The following is a 12,987-nucleotide window of genomic DNA, read 5'->3' as shown; positions in this document are numbered from 1 at the left end:
CAAAAGGCCGGCACCTTTCCAAGACAAGGAAACCGGCCTCGGGCCATTACGGCTCAAACCTGAGGAACCCTCAAACAATTACCGACCCACGCACCTAGCAGAGGGCCTCACGCTGTAGCCGATGTGCCCGCCCTCGTTGAGCAGGAAATCGTTCAGCTCGTGCCTGATGGCCAGCGAGCCAAGGAACGTGTCACCCTCCACAATCCATAAGTACGTGCAGGGCACGTACCCCGGCTTGCGCGGGCTCTCCGGCAGCGCATCGTTTACGAGGGCATCGACAAAGCGGCGGAACGACTGGGCATCTTTGAGTTCTTCCAAGGACCAGTCCTCCGGGCCCCCACCGTCCCGGTTGGCGCCGCCAAATTCCGTGGATCCTTCCAGCCAGGAGGAGTGATAACTGACGTCCGGAGCGATGAGAACAGGCATCCTACGAGCGTAGTCGAAGGGTCCGCCAGGGTGGACGGCAAATCCTTAGCCGTTCTTGTTTTTGCCTTTGCCCTCGCCTTTTCCCTGTTCCGGTGCAGGGGCTGGTGCCGGTACAGGTACCGGCACGACGGGCGCAGTGTTTTCCTGGGCGGCCTGCGCGGCGGCTTCCGCGTCGGTCTTGGTCTTCTCCGCTTCTGCCGCTGCGGCGGCCACTGCTCCCGCTGCTTTCGCTGCCGCTGCGGCGGCGTCTGCGGCGGCATTGAGGTCGGCCCTGACGGCGGTGATGCTGGTCATGATTTTCCGGCGCCGTTCCTCGGAAACCTGGCCGCTGCCGGCTGCAGTCGCCACGTCCGCTTCCAGGCTGTCCAGGGTCTTGAGCGCGGCCGCGTGATCGTTTGCGGCCGCTGCCTGGCTCACGCCGAGCACGAGTTCCTGGAGCTGGTGGGCAGTGTCGCGCTGCATGCCGGTATCGGCCGGGCCGCAGCCAGCGAGCGAGACTGCCACCGCCAGGGCGGCGGCAAGGCCTGCTCCCCGTGCTCCGGTGCGTTGGTTCTTGGACTGAAACGGGGTCATGGTTCCACACTCTTCTGAAGTTCCTGAAGGTGGTCACCCAGCGTGCCGCTCACCGCAGGGTAAGGCACGACGCCGGATGTGGACTCTGGCGCCTGGCCCGCTGTCAGTGCCGCGGCCCCGCCCACCAGCGCGAGAACGACCGGGATGGCCACTACCCAGAGCCGCACCTTCTGTCCCGCGCGGAATGACTTCCGTCGGCGCGCTCCCCTGGGGCGGCTGGGCTGATCGGCATCAGGCGCCAGCCGCGGCTGGGCGGCGTTGGCGGAATCCTCGCCGTTGGGGCCTTCGTTGGTTGGCCTGGCCGGCAGATTAGGGGAGGGCGACTCTGCTGTGACGGACGGCGTCCTGAACGGCTTGGCCGGCAGCACACGCGTGGTTTCCGGTGCAAGTTTGCCGGGAGTGGATGTCGGCGAGACAAGGGCCTGCCGCAGCGCCGTCTCGATGTCCGCAGCTGTCGGGCGTTCCAGCGGCTCGATTGCCGTCATCGACCGGATCAGGTCGGCCCACTCGGCAGGGAGATCCGCGGCAATTGCGGGCGCGCGGTGCAGCCTGGCCACGGCAGATTCCACAGCGCTGCCGGGGTACTCCATCGTCTGCTTGATGCATTCGAGCAGGACCAGTCCCAGCGAATAGATGTCTGTGGCAGGGGTGAGCGGGGAGCCCATAGCCTGTTCGGGGCTCAGGTACGCCGCGGTGCCCACCATTGCTCCAGTAGCGGTCAGACGTGTTGCGTCGCCGATTCGTGCTATGCCGAAGTCTGCGACCTTGGCCCGCAGTGGCTCCCCGGGCCGGGTCTGCACCAAGAGGATGTTGCCCGGCTTGATATCGCGGTGGAGGATGCCGAGGCCATGGACATAGGCCAGTGCGTCAGCGATGCCGGCTCCTATGACGGCGAGCTCGTCCAAGGGGACCTCACTGTGCCTGATCCGGCTGCGCAGATCCTGTCCCTCGACCAGTTCCATCGTCAGGAACGGCCGGGGCTCATCCGGGATGCGTAGGTCGACGCCGACATCGAACAGCGTCACGAGGCTGGGATGGTTCAGGGTCGCCAGCAGCGTGATCTCAGCTTCCTGGCGTTTCAACTGGTCTGCGTCGGGGGCCTGGGGTGCGAAGAGCTTCAAGGCCACGTCCCGACCCAGATTCTCATCGCTTGCACGGTAGACGGACGACATGCCGCCTCGGCCGATCACCTCGCCCAGCCGGTAACGTCCGCCAACCACGTCAATTCTGATGGAGCTCGGCGATTCCGCCACCATACCCGTTCCTTCCGGCGCTGCGGCAATGTATATACCAAAATCATAAGGCAACTTACTATATTGGCCGCTCCGAGTGAAGCCAGCCATCACCGGATGGCCGTGGAAATCCGGAACCGGCGATGTGGTGCACCCTCAAGGAACCGGTGAGTGGTGCCCGCATCGTTCCCATGACTCACCGGCATATACTGAGTTTCCAGAACTGCGACTCCGGTGGGAGGGAGCCCGGCGTGGCACCTGCTGCAGGAGGCTCCTCATGTCTATCCAGGCTAAGTATTCGCTTCGCGCAGGCGTCGTGGCGATCGCGCCAGTGATCCTGCTCGCCGCTCTCGGTTACCACCCGTACCTTCCGGGTCCACAGCCGAACATTGATGCGTTGGTTGCGGAGGTCACCGCCGACTCGACGCGCTGGGGGGTTGTGCATTTGGCGACGGGAGTCGCTTCAGCAGTCCTGGCCGTGGCATTCCTCGCGATCAGAAGCCACCTGCACGAGCTAGGCGAAGACCGCTGGAGCGCCGCCGCGCTGCCCTTCGTCGTCATCGGCAGCACGCTGTACGCGATGCTGCCAGGAATGGAATTCGCACCGCTCGCCGCGAGTGAAACGGGCGGAGACGTCGGGGCGGCTCAAGTTGCCCTGCTCCGATGGTTCATCCCGCTGCTGATCGCCGCGGCGGTCGCGCCGTCCACAGGGAATCCCAGCAATCGATCACCGCCGCGGACAGCGCCTCGGCCCCGCGGACATTCAGGTAGGTTTCCTGTTGCCCGGCGAAGCTGGCCTCGGCCAGGTCCTCAGCCGTCGCGGAGGAACGCACCGCAACGGCCGCATCCCCGCCGTCGCCAAGACGCTCGTAGGCGGCGCCGAGTTCTGCTGCGATGTCGGCCGGCATCGTGCCGGCCGTGAACAGGGTTTGGATCCGCTCCGAGGCGTCCGCGTAGTCCTGGGGCGCCGCCGTCGGTGACAGGGTTGCCAGTTCCTGGATGCGGGCCTCAAGGTGGTTGGCTTCCACAAAATGCGAATAGGCTGCGGTGTCCAGCACAAAGCCTGGGGGGACCGGCAGCCCGGCCTGAAGGAGGCCGCCCAGTCCCACGGCCTTGCCGCCGGCCATGGCGATGTCGCCTGCCCCCACATCGCCCAAACTGTTGACGTAGGCCATGACCGCGCATCCTTACTGCCCGGTTTTGGGCGCCTGCAGCGAACCTGATTCTCCACATACTGGCACTGCCGCAGACAAGAGGCCATAGCTCATCCGTGTCTTGGGATTCACTCCCGCCGTGGCGCACATAAGCTCGATACATGGGCAAAAACCAGCACAGCGAGTTGGAAGGGCAGACCTCCATCAACGAGCTGCTCGACAAGCCCATCGGCGACACCCATATCCAGCTGGTGCTGCCCATCCACGTCCAGCTCCGGCCAGGAGAATTCCGCCGCGTGTCCTGAAGCGGCGGAGTACGCCGGAGAAGTACGACGGCGGCGCTTGGGCGGGTGCCGACGGTCGCCTCCGCACATGAGCCAGACCCACACAAGTGCCAGTGGCGGTTATCGGGGGAGGCCTTTACCGGCGGACCTTCCTGACTTTCAGGCTGCGTCGTCTCGCCGGAGTTCCCGTGTTCTGGTCCGCGATCCTGCGGAGGCGGCGCCAGCGCATGCCGGTCCGGGGGTGAGCCTGGTCCGTCGGATGCGTTGGATGTACCGGCCTCGATGCACTCCTTCGGCGCCGAGAGCGGAGAATGACGACTAGCGTCACGCCCAGCCAGGCGAACGCTGCCCCGATGACGAGGAAAACCGCCGGGATCGTGTCCATGATTAAGTTTAGATCCCAATCCGTAAGCGCACTTACTAATTCCGCCGCTTGCGGCTACCGTCAGCTCCCGGCTGACCCTAAGCCAGCCGGACGGAAGGGCGGGGCGTTCGTGCGGGTCCTTGGGCGCGCCGGTAGATGAAGTATTCGGCCACCGCCAGGTTGAAGACCCATGACGCACCGTACTGGTAGAGCCCGGCAGCGCGTGGAATGGGGGCCGGCCCGCGTCCCGGAAAGAAGCCAGACCGTCCGCGGAATTGGCCAGAGGATGGCAAGTGCGAGCACCGGCACCAGCGAGATCCCGACGTCGGGAAATTGACGGATGATCACAAACAGGTGGGTGTCGAACCGGGCCGGGGCGTAGCTGAGGCACAGCCACAAGGCGAAACCGTCGAGCGCGAGAGCAGCAACTCCCCACGCCAGAGGCACCCAGCGCTTCGGAGGCGCGGCACGCCGCCGGAGCAGTAACCGCAGCACCAGCCAGAGAAACAGCAGTTCCGCCAGCAGCAGTGCCAGCGACACCGCCCAGCTGTAGCGCTGCAGCCAGTCCTCCTGAATCACGGCGGGCACGGGAGACTGCCCGTGGAGGATCCGCAGGACGTTGGTGTCGATGGACTTGAGCCGCGACGGGGCAGCGGTGTCGTTGCCGTTGATGACCAGGGCGACGCCGAGGCCGGAATTCGGAACCAGGGCCAGGTAGGTGTGGCTGTTGCCCCATTCGCCCTGATGCTCCCGGAGCGTCGGCAACGCCTCCTCAGGGACGGGCTGGGCTGCGGGATCGGCGGATTCCACGAGCGGCCGGGTGAACCAGCCCATGGCGTACCCCTTGGAGCCGTCCACCTGCACCCCCGGTTCGAACATCGCCGCCACGCTCCCGGGCCGAAGGATCCGGGCATCACCGTACCTCCCGCCGTCGAGCAGTGCGATCAGCTGATGGCCCAGGTCTTCAGCCGACGCGTACAGGGTGGACGACGGCATACCGGTGGTGGGTGCAGGCACGTTGGTCTGGCGCCAGAACGCGCCGAACCACAGCGCGTAGCCGGCGGCCGCATTGTCCGCGCGGGCGGCAGCCTGCGTCGGATGGCTGTGGGCCATCTCCAGCGGCCCGAAGACGTGCTGCTCCAGGTAGTCACCGAACGGCTGGCCGGAGACTGTCTGCACCAGGAGGCCCAGGATGTTGAAGTTGGCGCTCGCGTAGCGGAAGGCCTCGCCCGGTTTACCGGCCAGCGCGGAGCCCGACAGGGCGCGGACCCCTTCTTCGAGAGCCTCCGGGCCCTGCGCGTCGGAGGCTTCAAAGGCCGTGTCCTTGGATGACATGCCGCTGGCCTGGTGGAGCAAGTGGCGGACCGTGATGGCTTGCGAGCGGCTGTCGTTCAGCCTGAACCAGGGCAGGTACGTCTGCACCGGCTCATCCAGCTGCAGCCGACCGGCCTCCACCTGCTGCATCACGGCGATGGCGGTGAGGGACTTGCTGGTGGAGGCCAGCAGCACCGGCGTCTGGACGGTCATCGGCCGCCCGGATTCGTCGGCGCGGCCGAATGCGGCGGAGTGCACCTGGACGCCGTCCCAGACGACGGCGATGGCGGCGCCCGGAATCCCGAGGGTGTCTAGTTGCTCCCGGAGGAAGGTGTCCAGCGCGTCGTAGGTCTGCTCGGGGCTCTCGGATCCTGTGGCCGGCGGGCCGGAAGGGGCCGGTGCCGGTGTGGTGGCGCCGCCAAGGATCCCCACGGTCAGCAAGCACAACAGGAGACAGCGCGCTGACCAGGAAATAGCTCGCATGCCCGCACCTGCACTTCGGCTGACCGTCCCTTCACGGTATGGCCTGGCCGGGTGGAAAACAATGCATCCAGGCCCCGGCGTGGGGGAGTACGACGGCGTCGCCCGAGTTGGGTGCCGACGAAGAAGGGTGATGATCGTGAACGGCCTTGCCGAGCTCATCAACGCGAGCCGTCACACCATCGTCCGCCTGGAACAGGGCGAGAACGTTTCTTTGGAGACGGCTATCGCGGCGGTGCGGGCCTCGAGCGGAACATTGCCCTTATTCCGCGGTTCTCACGTTTGGACGTCAAGAGGTGACGCGGAACGAGCGGCTGGCGGTCTGGCTGCATGGCCGGCGGATTGCATGGCTCACGGGAACATCGTTGCGTCCGCGGCTTGAATACCTCCCGGACCTTGTGGCCGAGTACGGTGCCGGCGCGGCCCTGCTCTCGCTGTCCTTGCCGTTGCAGTCCAAAGCCATCAACGGTCCGGCAGGGAGGCTGGCAGCTGGGGGATGGACGTCGAGGAAGCCCGCTCCGGCGTGACGGGCCTGCTCGTTGCGGCGGCGGAGGCCCCGACATCGGTTCCCGAGCACCTCGCGCACCTGCCCGCCCTGTTGGCTGCTCGCGCCGAAGACCTCATTGCTGGCGGCACGGCACGCAGGCAGCTGTGACAGCACCAGGCCCGCCGCTTGGGTGCCGCAGCCGCGTGGGGAAGCGGAGCCTCTACGAACTGTCCGCTCAACGCTGGTTCGGTACCACTCGGCGCATGAACCGTACGTTTGCTTAGTATCTGCACGATGATTGCCGGAGGCATTGACCTGAGGGGAGGTCTGGCCTCCAGATCGCTGGACACAGGCGTCTTCGACAAACAATGGAGCAAATATGGGCTGGCTGGACCGTGAACACACTATTGCCCCGCCGGGGTTTAACCGCTGGTTGGTACCGCCAGCGGCGCTCGCAGTGCACCTCTGCATCGGCCAGGCCTACGCCACCAGCGTCTACAAGACGGCACTCGTCAAGCATTTTGATGCCAGCCTGACCGAAATCGGCCTGATCTTCTCCATCGCCATCGTGATGCTGGGCCTCTCCGCCGCGATCATGGGCACGTGGGTGGACACGAACGGCCCGCGCAAGGCGATGTTCACCTCGGCCATGTTCTGGGCGGGCGGCTTCCTGATCGGCTCGCTCGGCATCTTCACGAACCAGCTGTGGCTCGTCTACCTCGGTTACGGCGTCGTGGGCGGCATCGGTCTGGGCATCGGGTACATCTCGCCTGTGTCCACCCTGATTAAGTGGTTCCCGGACCGGCCCGGCCTCGCCACCGGCATGGCCATCATGGGCTTCGGCGGCGGCGCGCTGATCGCAAGCCCGGTCTCCACTGCCCTGCTCAAGGCGTACGACCCCAACTCCGGCGCCAAGGACTGGGTGGCCAGCGGCGATGCCGTGGGCAAGCTCTTCCTGACCCTCGCCGTCGTCTACCTCGCCTACATGCTTTTCGGCGCCCTCACCATCAAGGTCCCGGCCGCAGGCTGGCAGCCGGCAGGGTTCGACCCCGCCAAGGTCAAAGCCGCCAAGCTGGTCACCACGGAAAACGTCTCGGCCAGGAACGCCGTCAAGACGCGCCAGTTCTGGCTGCTGTGGATCGTGCTGTTCTGCAACGTCACCGCGGGCATCGGCATCCTGGAACAGGCCGCGCCAATGATCCAGGACTTCTTCCGCCAGTCCGACGGCGTGTCCCTGGTGAGTGCCGCCGTCGCCGCAGGCTTCGTGGGGCTGCTCTCCATCGGCAACATGGCGGGGCGCTTCGTATGGTCCTCCACCTCCGACGTCACCGGCCGCAAGCGCATCTACATGGTGTACCTCGGCGTCGGCGCCGTCCTGTACACGGTGCTGGCGCTGGCCGGATCCAGCACCACGTTCCTCTATGTGGCGCTCGCGTTCGTCATCATTTCCTTCTACGGCGGCGGCTTCGCCACTGTCCCGGCTTACCTGCGCGATCTCTTCGGGACCTACCAGGTGGGGGCCATCCACGGCCGGCTGCTGACCGCCTGGTCCGCCGCCGGGGTGGCCGGGCCGTTGATCGTCAACGCGTTCCTGGATGCCCAGGGCAAGCCCGGCCAGCTGGATGCCGCGTCCTACCAGCCGGCACTGCTGACCATGGTGGCGCTGCTGGTGGTCGGCTTCCTGGCCAACCTGCTGGTCAAGCCGGTGGACGCACGATTCCACGAACCCCGCCCCGACCGCGGACGGGCACACGAACCTGCCATGGAGGCCTGAGATGAGCACTGCATACACCCCTGGCGCGGAGGCGCCCGCCAAAGTATCCATCGGTAAACTCGCCATCGCCTGGGCGCTGGTGGGCGTGCCGCTGGCATACGGCATCTATCAGACCCTGACCCGCGTGGCGGCGCTCTTCGGCTGAAGCCGGAGAACCCAGCCACATGCAGAAGGCGGCCGCCCGGTACACCCGGTCGGCCGCCTTCCACGTTTTAATCGGACCAGGTCTACTCCGTCACAGCCACGGGAGCCGGCTCGCCAGCGCTTACAGCAGGTGTGCTGCGGCGGCGCCAGTAGGCGCCCAGGACCGCGCCGGATACGTTGTGCCAGACCGAGAAGGTAGCGGCGGGCAGGGCGGACTCGGGAGTCAAATACTCCGGGACAGCGCTGCTGCGAGGCCCGAGTTCTGCATGCCGACCTCGATTGCGGTGGTGCGCCGCGCGGGGATGGGCAGCCGGAACAGGCGGGCCGCACCGTAGCCGAGGGCGTATCCCAGGCCGTTGTGCAGGATAACGGCCGCGAGAACCAGCAGTCCGGCTGCGAAAATGGCTTTTGCGCTTCCGGCAACGACCGCGACCACCACAAGGGTGATGGCGAGGACGGAAATCCAGGGAAGGGCGGGCAGCGCCTTGGTGACGAGCCGCGGCAGGAAGGTCCGGAGCACGAGTCCCAGCAGTACAGGGATCAGCACAACCTGGACGATGGACCACGCCATCGAGCCGGCGTCCACCGGGATGACGCCCGCGGCCAGCGCCGGCGGCAGGCCGAGCGCCGCGGCGATCAGCCAGCCCAGGAGCGGCATGATGGCATATTGCGCCACAACCCCGATCACCACGGGGACCGGGCGTGTGGCGATGACGGCGAAGTCCGGGGGCGTCAGCGTCAGGCCCATGCCGAACATGATGACTCCGAGCAGGGGAGTGATCCTGGGGGCTAGCCCAGTGAAGGCTGTTGGCGCGGCAAGCGCTATTGCTCCTCCGGCAAAAGGATAAGTAGGGGAAAGAGAGTGACGGCGACGCGGGCGCTGCGTTCTTCGGCGTCGGACGCCGTCGTGGATGATTCGGATTTGGAAGACAATGCGTACCGGATTATCACAGTGAGCGGTCCGTTTCAGAATCGGGCCGGCGAACGCGTCGGTTGGAACCTCCTGACTCTCGGATTTTTAGTGCCTCTTGACAGTCATGTGATCTAGGACGCACCATTGTTGAATAGTAATTACGAGGCTGAATAAAAATGTTCAGAATAAAGCTGACGCCGATGAGGCATGGAGACGATGATGACTTCCCACAAAATAATCCGATTGGGCTGTGCCGTTCTGACCGCAGCCGTCACGGCGTTCTCGCTTGCTGCATGCGGGGGCGGCAGCGCCCCCGTCGCCGCGGGCCAGAAGAAGGTGATTGGCGTCTCGGTGGCCGACCAGAAGTCGCTTTTCTACGTGGCCGAGGTCGCGGGCATCAAGGACGAGGCTAAGAAGCTCGGCTACGAAGTCAACATCACGTCGGCCAACAACGATTCGTCGGCGCAGGTCAAGCAGGTCAACGACCTCCTGACGAAGGAGATCGGCGCGTTGATTTTCACGTCTCAGGATTCGACGGCCGCGGCGGCGGGCGTGCGGGCGGCCAATAAGGCCAACGTCCCTGTCGTCGCCGTCGACCAGCGCCCGGAGTCCGGTCAGGGCGATCTCGCGACCTACATCGCTACTGACAGCGTCAAAGCCGCGTACGAGCTCTGCACGTGGATGTTCGAGCAGATCGGCGGGAAGGGTGACATCGCCATCCTGCACGGCGTGCTCGGATCCACCGCCGAGATCCAGCGCACGGAGGGATGCCAGAAGGCACTTAAGGAGACGCCCGACATCAAGGTCGTCGCCGAGGAGACTGCGAACTGGGACGAAACCGAGGCATATAAGGCCACCCAGAACATCCTCACGGCGAACCCCAACCTCAAGGCGGTGTTCGGCGAGAGCGACGCTATGTCCCTCGGCGCCTCGAAGGCGGCCAAGGCCTCCGGTAAGACGATCTTCTCGGTCGGCATCGACGGATTTCCGACAATGTTTGACGGGGTGGCAAGCGGTCTGACCCAGGCGACGATGGCTCAGCAGCCGTACATGATGGGCCAGCTGGCGGTGCGCAACGCGGTTGCCCTCATGGAGGGCAAGGGCCAGGACATTCCGAAGGAGCAGTACCAGGACACGGTGTTGATCAACAAGGACACGGTAACCAAGCACAAGGTCGAAGACTTCTACGGCCCGGACGCCCAGTCCTTCAAGTGAACACGACGATGACGACACATCCAGCTTCTGTCGGCCTGGAGGGTACGGGTCTGATGAAGGCCTACTCCGGGGTGACGGTTCTGAAGTCGGTCGACTTCCGGGTCGCGCCGGGCAACGTCGTCGGGCTCGTGGGGGAGAACGGCGCGGGAAAGTCGACCCTCAGCTCGATCATCACCGGCGTGGTGAAGCCGGATGGTGGCAGCATGCGGCTGGACGGCGCGGACTACGCCCCGTCCAGCCCCGCCGAGGCCCTCCGGCAGGGCGTGGCGCTCATCCACCAGGAGACGCGCCTCATCCAGGACCTCTCGGTCGCCGAGAACATCTTCCTCGGCCGGCTGCCGCGCCGGCTCGGGCGCGTGGACTGGGATCACGTCCGTAGCGAGTCGCGGGCCGTCCTCGACTCGCTCGGCGTTGACCTCGACGTCCGCCGACCGGTCCGCGGCCTCTCGATGGCCATGCAGCAGGAGATCGAGATCGCCAAGGCCCTCAGCCGGCAGCCCCGGTACGTCGTCTTCGACGAGCCGTCGGCGTCGCTCGGGGAGTCGGAGACCGAGCACGTCCTCGAGCGGATCCGCGCGCTGCGGGCGGCCGGTGCCGGCGTCGTCTACATCTCCCACCGCCTCGACGAGGTCCAGGAGGTAGCAGACGAGATCGTGTGCCTGCGCGACGGCTCGCGCGTCCAGTCCTGGAACTCGGGCGACGTGGACAAGGAGAAGATCATCAATGCGATGGTCGGGCGCGAGTTCACGTACGAGCACGTCCCGCCCCAGCCGAGCCGGGACACGACCGTGCTTGAGGTCCGGGGCCTCGGCCGGCGCGGCGCTTTCGCGGACATCAACTTCGAGCTGGCGGCGGGGGAGGTCCTCGGGATCGCCGGCCTCGTCGGGGCCGGGCGGACCGAGGTGGTCAGAGCCATTGCCGGTGTGGACCGCCCCGACTCGGGCGAGGTGATCCTCGAAGGCCGCAGGCTCCCGTGCACCGATCCCCACTCGGCCATCCGGGCCGGGATCGTCATGGTTCCGGAGGACCGCAAGGGCCAGGGCCTCAACCTGGACCGCACCGCCGAGGAGAACGTGACGCTCCCCTGGGAGCGTGAGCTCGCCCGCAAGGGCCTGCTCACCCGCAAGGCGATCCGGGAGGTCGCGGCAGTCCAGGCCCGCCGGCTCGACGTCCGCGGCAACATGGCGCTCCCGGTCAAGTCGATGTCCGGCGGAAACCAGCAGAAGGTTCTCATCGGCAAATGGCTCGTCAAGGACCCGAAGGTCCTGATCATCGACGAGCCGACCCGCGGCGTAGACGTGGGCGCCAAGATGGCCATCTACGAGATCATCCGCTCCCTCGCAGCCGAGGGGGTGGCGGTCGTCGTCGTTTCATCCGAGCTCGATGAGGTCCTCGGCCTCTCGCACAGGGTCCTCGTGATGTCACGGGGCCGGCAGCGCGGGATCCTCAGCCGCGGAGAAGCCAACCCGAAGAGCGTCATGTCGCTGGCCGTGCACTCGGCCTCCCAGGCGCCGTCCACCCTCATTCCCAGCAGTAGAAAGAGCAGTAGCCATGCGAACAACGGATCGTGACTTAAGCCAGAGGTCCTCGGGGCACGGGGACCGGACCTCGGACAAAGGTGGCGCGGACAAGGGTGGCGCGGGCAAGGGTGGCGGCGGCAGGGCGCTGCGCGAGGCCGCCGCCAAGATGTTCCGGGCGGTGCCGGGACCGCTGCTCGGCCTTCTCGCCGTCATGATCGTGCTGTCCCTGATGTCTCCGTACTTCCTGACGTGGCGCAACCTGTCAAACGTCGTCACCCAGAACTCCGACATCGGCATCATGGCCGTGGGCGCGGCCCTGGTGATCCTCATCGGCGGGATCGACCTGTCCGTGGGATCCACGCTGGCACTCTCGATCATGACCAGTGCCTGGCTGTACCGCTCGGCTGGGCAGCCGTTCGAGCTGTGCGTCGTCGCCGGGCTCGCAGTCGGCGCGGCGGTCGGCTTAGTCAATGGGGTGCTCTCGACGTACGGGCGCATCCAGCCGTTCGTCGCGACCCTCGCCACGATGTCGGCCGGCGCCGGCCTGGCCCTGTATCTGACCAACGGCAACCCGATCGGCGGGTTCCCCGACTGGTACCTGGCCATTACGAGCAACGACATCCTCGGGATCCCGCTCGAGGGGCTCATCATGGTGGCCACGTTCCTCATCGCGGCCTATTGGCTCCGGTTCCGCCCCTCCGGCCGTGCTCTCTACGCGATCGGCGGCAACGCCGAGGTGGCCCGGCTCTCGGGCTTGAACGTCACGCGGATCAAGATCGGCGTCTACGTGATCGCTGGGCTCCTCTCCGCACTCGCCGGCATCATCGTGGCATCCCGGCTCGACTCTGCACAGCCCACGGCGGGCGCAGCCGACCTCCTGAACGTCATCGCTGTCGTCGTGATTGGCGGCGCGAGCCTGTCCGGCGGTTCCGGCGGCATGCTCAACACGTTCATCGGACTGCTCATCATCGGTGTGCTGAACAACGGAATGTCACTCCTGAACGTCTCGCCCAACCTCCAACCGGTCGTGATCGGCATCGCGATCATCGTCGCCGTGCTGACCGACCGGGTCAGCCGCTCCCGCCAAGGCGCCTGACGGCGCACCCC

General features: G+C 66.2%; 13 protein-coding genes and 1 pseudogene. 8 read left to right on the top strand and 6 right to left on the bottom strand.

Annotated elements, in window-relative coordinates; translation table 11 throughout:
* Positions 1-78: 78 nt before the first annotated feature.
* From NG696_RS02255 to NG696_RS02240, 4 genes are all read right to left on the bottom strand, one after another.
* Positions 79-426 (bottom strand): GNAT family N-acetyltransferase, encoded by a 348-nt coding sequence (locus tag NG696_RS02255; RefSeq protein ID WP_252573807.1) that lies wholly within the window; start codon positions 424-426, stop codon positions 79-81.
* A 45-nt stretch (positions 427-471) separates the two neighbouring features.
* Positions 472-999, bottom strand: a complete 528-nt coding sequence (locus NG696_RS02250) for a hypothetical protein (protein WP_252573805.1) — start codon at positions 997-999, stop codon at positions 472-474.
* Complete coding sequence (locus tag NG696_RS02245; protein ID WP_252573803.1) at positions 996-2,255, bottom strand: serine/threonine-protein kinase; 1,260 nt, start codon at positions 2,253-2,255, stop codon at positions 996-998. Before NG696_RS02245 ends, NG696_RS02250 begins: the two co-directional genes overlap by 4 nt.
* A gap of 644 nt (positions 2,256-2,899) precedes the next feature.
* Entirely contained in the window at positions 2,900-3,406 is a 507-nt protein-coding gene (locus NG696_RS02240) for a PEP/pyruvate-binding domain-containing protein (RefSeq protein ID WP_252573801.1), read from the bottom strand.
* A 140-nt stretch (positions 3,407-3,546) separates the two neighbouring features.
* Here NG696_RS02240 and NG696_RS02235 point away from each other — a divergent pair, with 140 nt between their 5' ends.
* Positions 3,547-3,690 carry a hypothetical protein gene (locus tag NG696_RS02235; RefSeq protein ID WP_156380336.1) on the top strand — a complete coding sequence of 48 codons (144 nt, stop codon included), beginning with the start codon at positions 3,547-3,549 and terminating at the stop codon, positions 3,688-3,690.
* A 424-nt stretch (positions 3,691-4,114) separates the two neighbouring features.
* Here the strand turns inward: NG696_RS02235 and NG696_RS02230 are convergent, their stop codons facing one another.
* Positions 4,115-5,830, bottom strand: coding sequence for a serine hydrolase domain-containing protein (locus NG696_RS02230; RefSeq protein ID WP_252573799.1), 1,716 nt, complete (start codon positions 5,828-5,830; stop codon positions 4,115-4,117).
* Positions 5,831-6,123: 293 nt separating this feature from the next.
* Here NG696_RS02230 and NG696_RS02225 point away from each other — a divergent pair, with 293 nt between their 5' ends.
* The 4 genes from NG696_RS02225 (at position 6,124) to NG696_RS02210 (ending at position 8,233) form a co-directional block, all read left to right on the top strand.
* Positions 6,124-6,354, top strand: coding sequence for a hypothetical protein (locus tag NG696_RS02225; protein ID WP_252563717.1), 231 nt, complete (start codon positions 6,124-6,126; stop codon positions 6,352-6,354).
* Positions 6,324-6,482: a hypothetical protein gene (locus tag NG696_RS02220; RefSeq protein ID WP_252573797.1), complete on the top strand. Its 159-nt coding sequence runs from the start codon at positions 6,324-6,326 to the stop codon at positions 6,480-6,482. The genes NG696_RS02225 and NG696_RS02220 overlap by 31 nt, the downstream gene beginning before the upstream one ends.
* A gap of 211 nt (positions 6,483-6,693) precedes the next feature.
* On the top strand, positions 6,694-8,088 hold the full coding sequence (locus NG696_RS02215; RefSeq protein ID WP_252573795.1) for an OFA family MFS transporter: 1,395 nt from the start codon (positions 6,694-6,696) through the stop codon (positions 8,086-8,088).
* A gap of 1 nt (position 8,089) precedes the next feature.
* On the top strand, positions 8,090-8,233 hold the full coding sequence (locus tag NG696_RS02210; protein ID WP_252563712.1) for an MFS transporter small subunit: 144 nt from the start codon (positions 8,090-8,092) through the stop codon (positions 8,231-8,233).
* An 82-nt stretch (positions 8,234-8,315) separates the two neighbouring features.
* On the opposite strand, the pseudogene NG696_RS02205 reads toward NG696_RS02210, so the two are convergent.
* A pseudogene (locus NG696_RS02205) lies at positions 8,316-9,165 on the bottom strand (bile acid:sodium symporter family protein).
* A gap of 199 nt (positions 9,166-9,364) precedes the next feature.
* Here NG696_RS02205 and NG696_RS02200 point away from each other — a divergent pair.
* From NG696_RS02200 to NG696_RS02190, 3 genes are read left to right on the top strand one after another with little or no spacing between them, the layout of a single operon-like run.
* Positions 9,365-10,360: a substrate-binding domain-containing protein gene (locus NG696_RS02200; RefSeq protein WP_252573793.1), complete on the top strand. Its 996-nt coding sequence runs from the start codon at positions 9,365-9,367 to the stop codon at positions 10,358-10,360.
* A gap of 8 nt (positions 10,361-10,368) precedes the next feature.
* The gene (locus NG696_RS02195) at positions 10,369-11,931 is read left to right on the top strand and encodes a sugar ABC transporter ATP-binding protein (protein WP_252573791.1); all 1,563 of its coding nucleotides are present in this window, start codon (positions 10,369-10,371) and stop codon (positions 11,929-11,931) included.
* A complete protein-coding gene (locus NG696_RS02190; RefSeq protein ID WP_252573789.1) occupies positions 11,912-12,976 on the top strand; it encodes an ABC transporter permease in 1,065 nt (354 codons plus the stop codon). The genes NG696_RS02195 and NG696_RS02190 overlap by 20 nt, the downstream gene beginning before the upstream one ends.
* The last annotated feature ends 11 nt before the right edge of the window (positions 12,977-12,987 follow it).

Source organism: Pseudarthrobacter cellobiosi, assembly GCF_023913755.1.
In the GTDB taxonomy this organism is placed as follows: Bacteria; Actinomycetota; Actinomycetes; order Actinomycetales; family Micrococcaceae; genus Arthrobacter; species Arthrobacter cellobiosi.
Note: the sequence above shows the minus strand (reverse complement) of the source record. Positions and strands in the feature narration are given on the sequence as shown.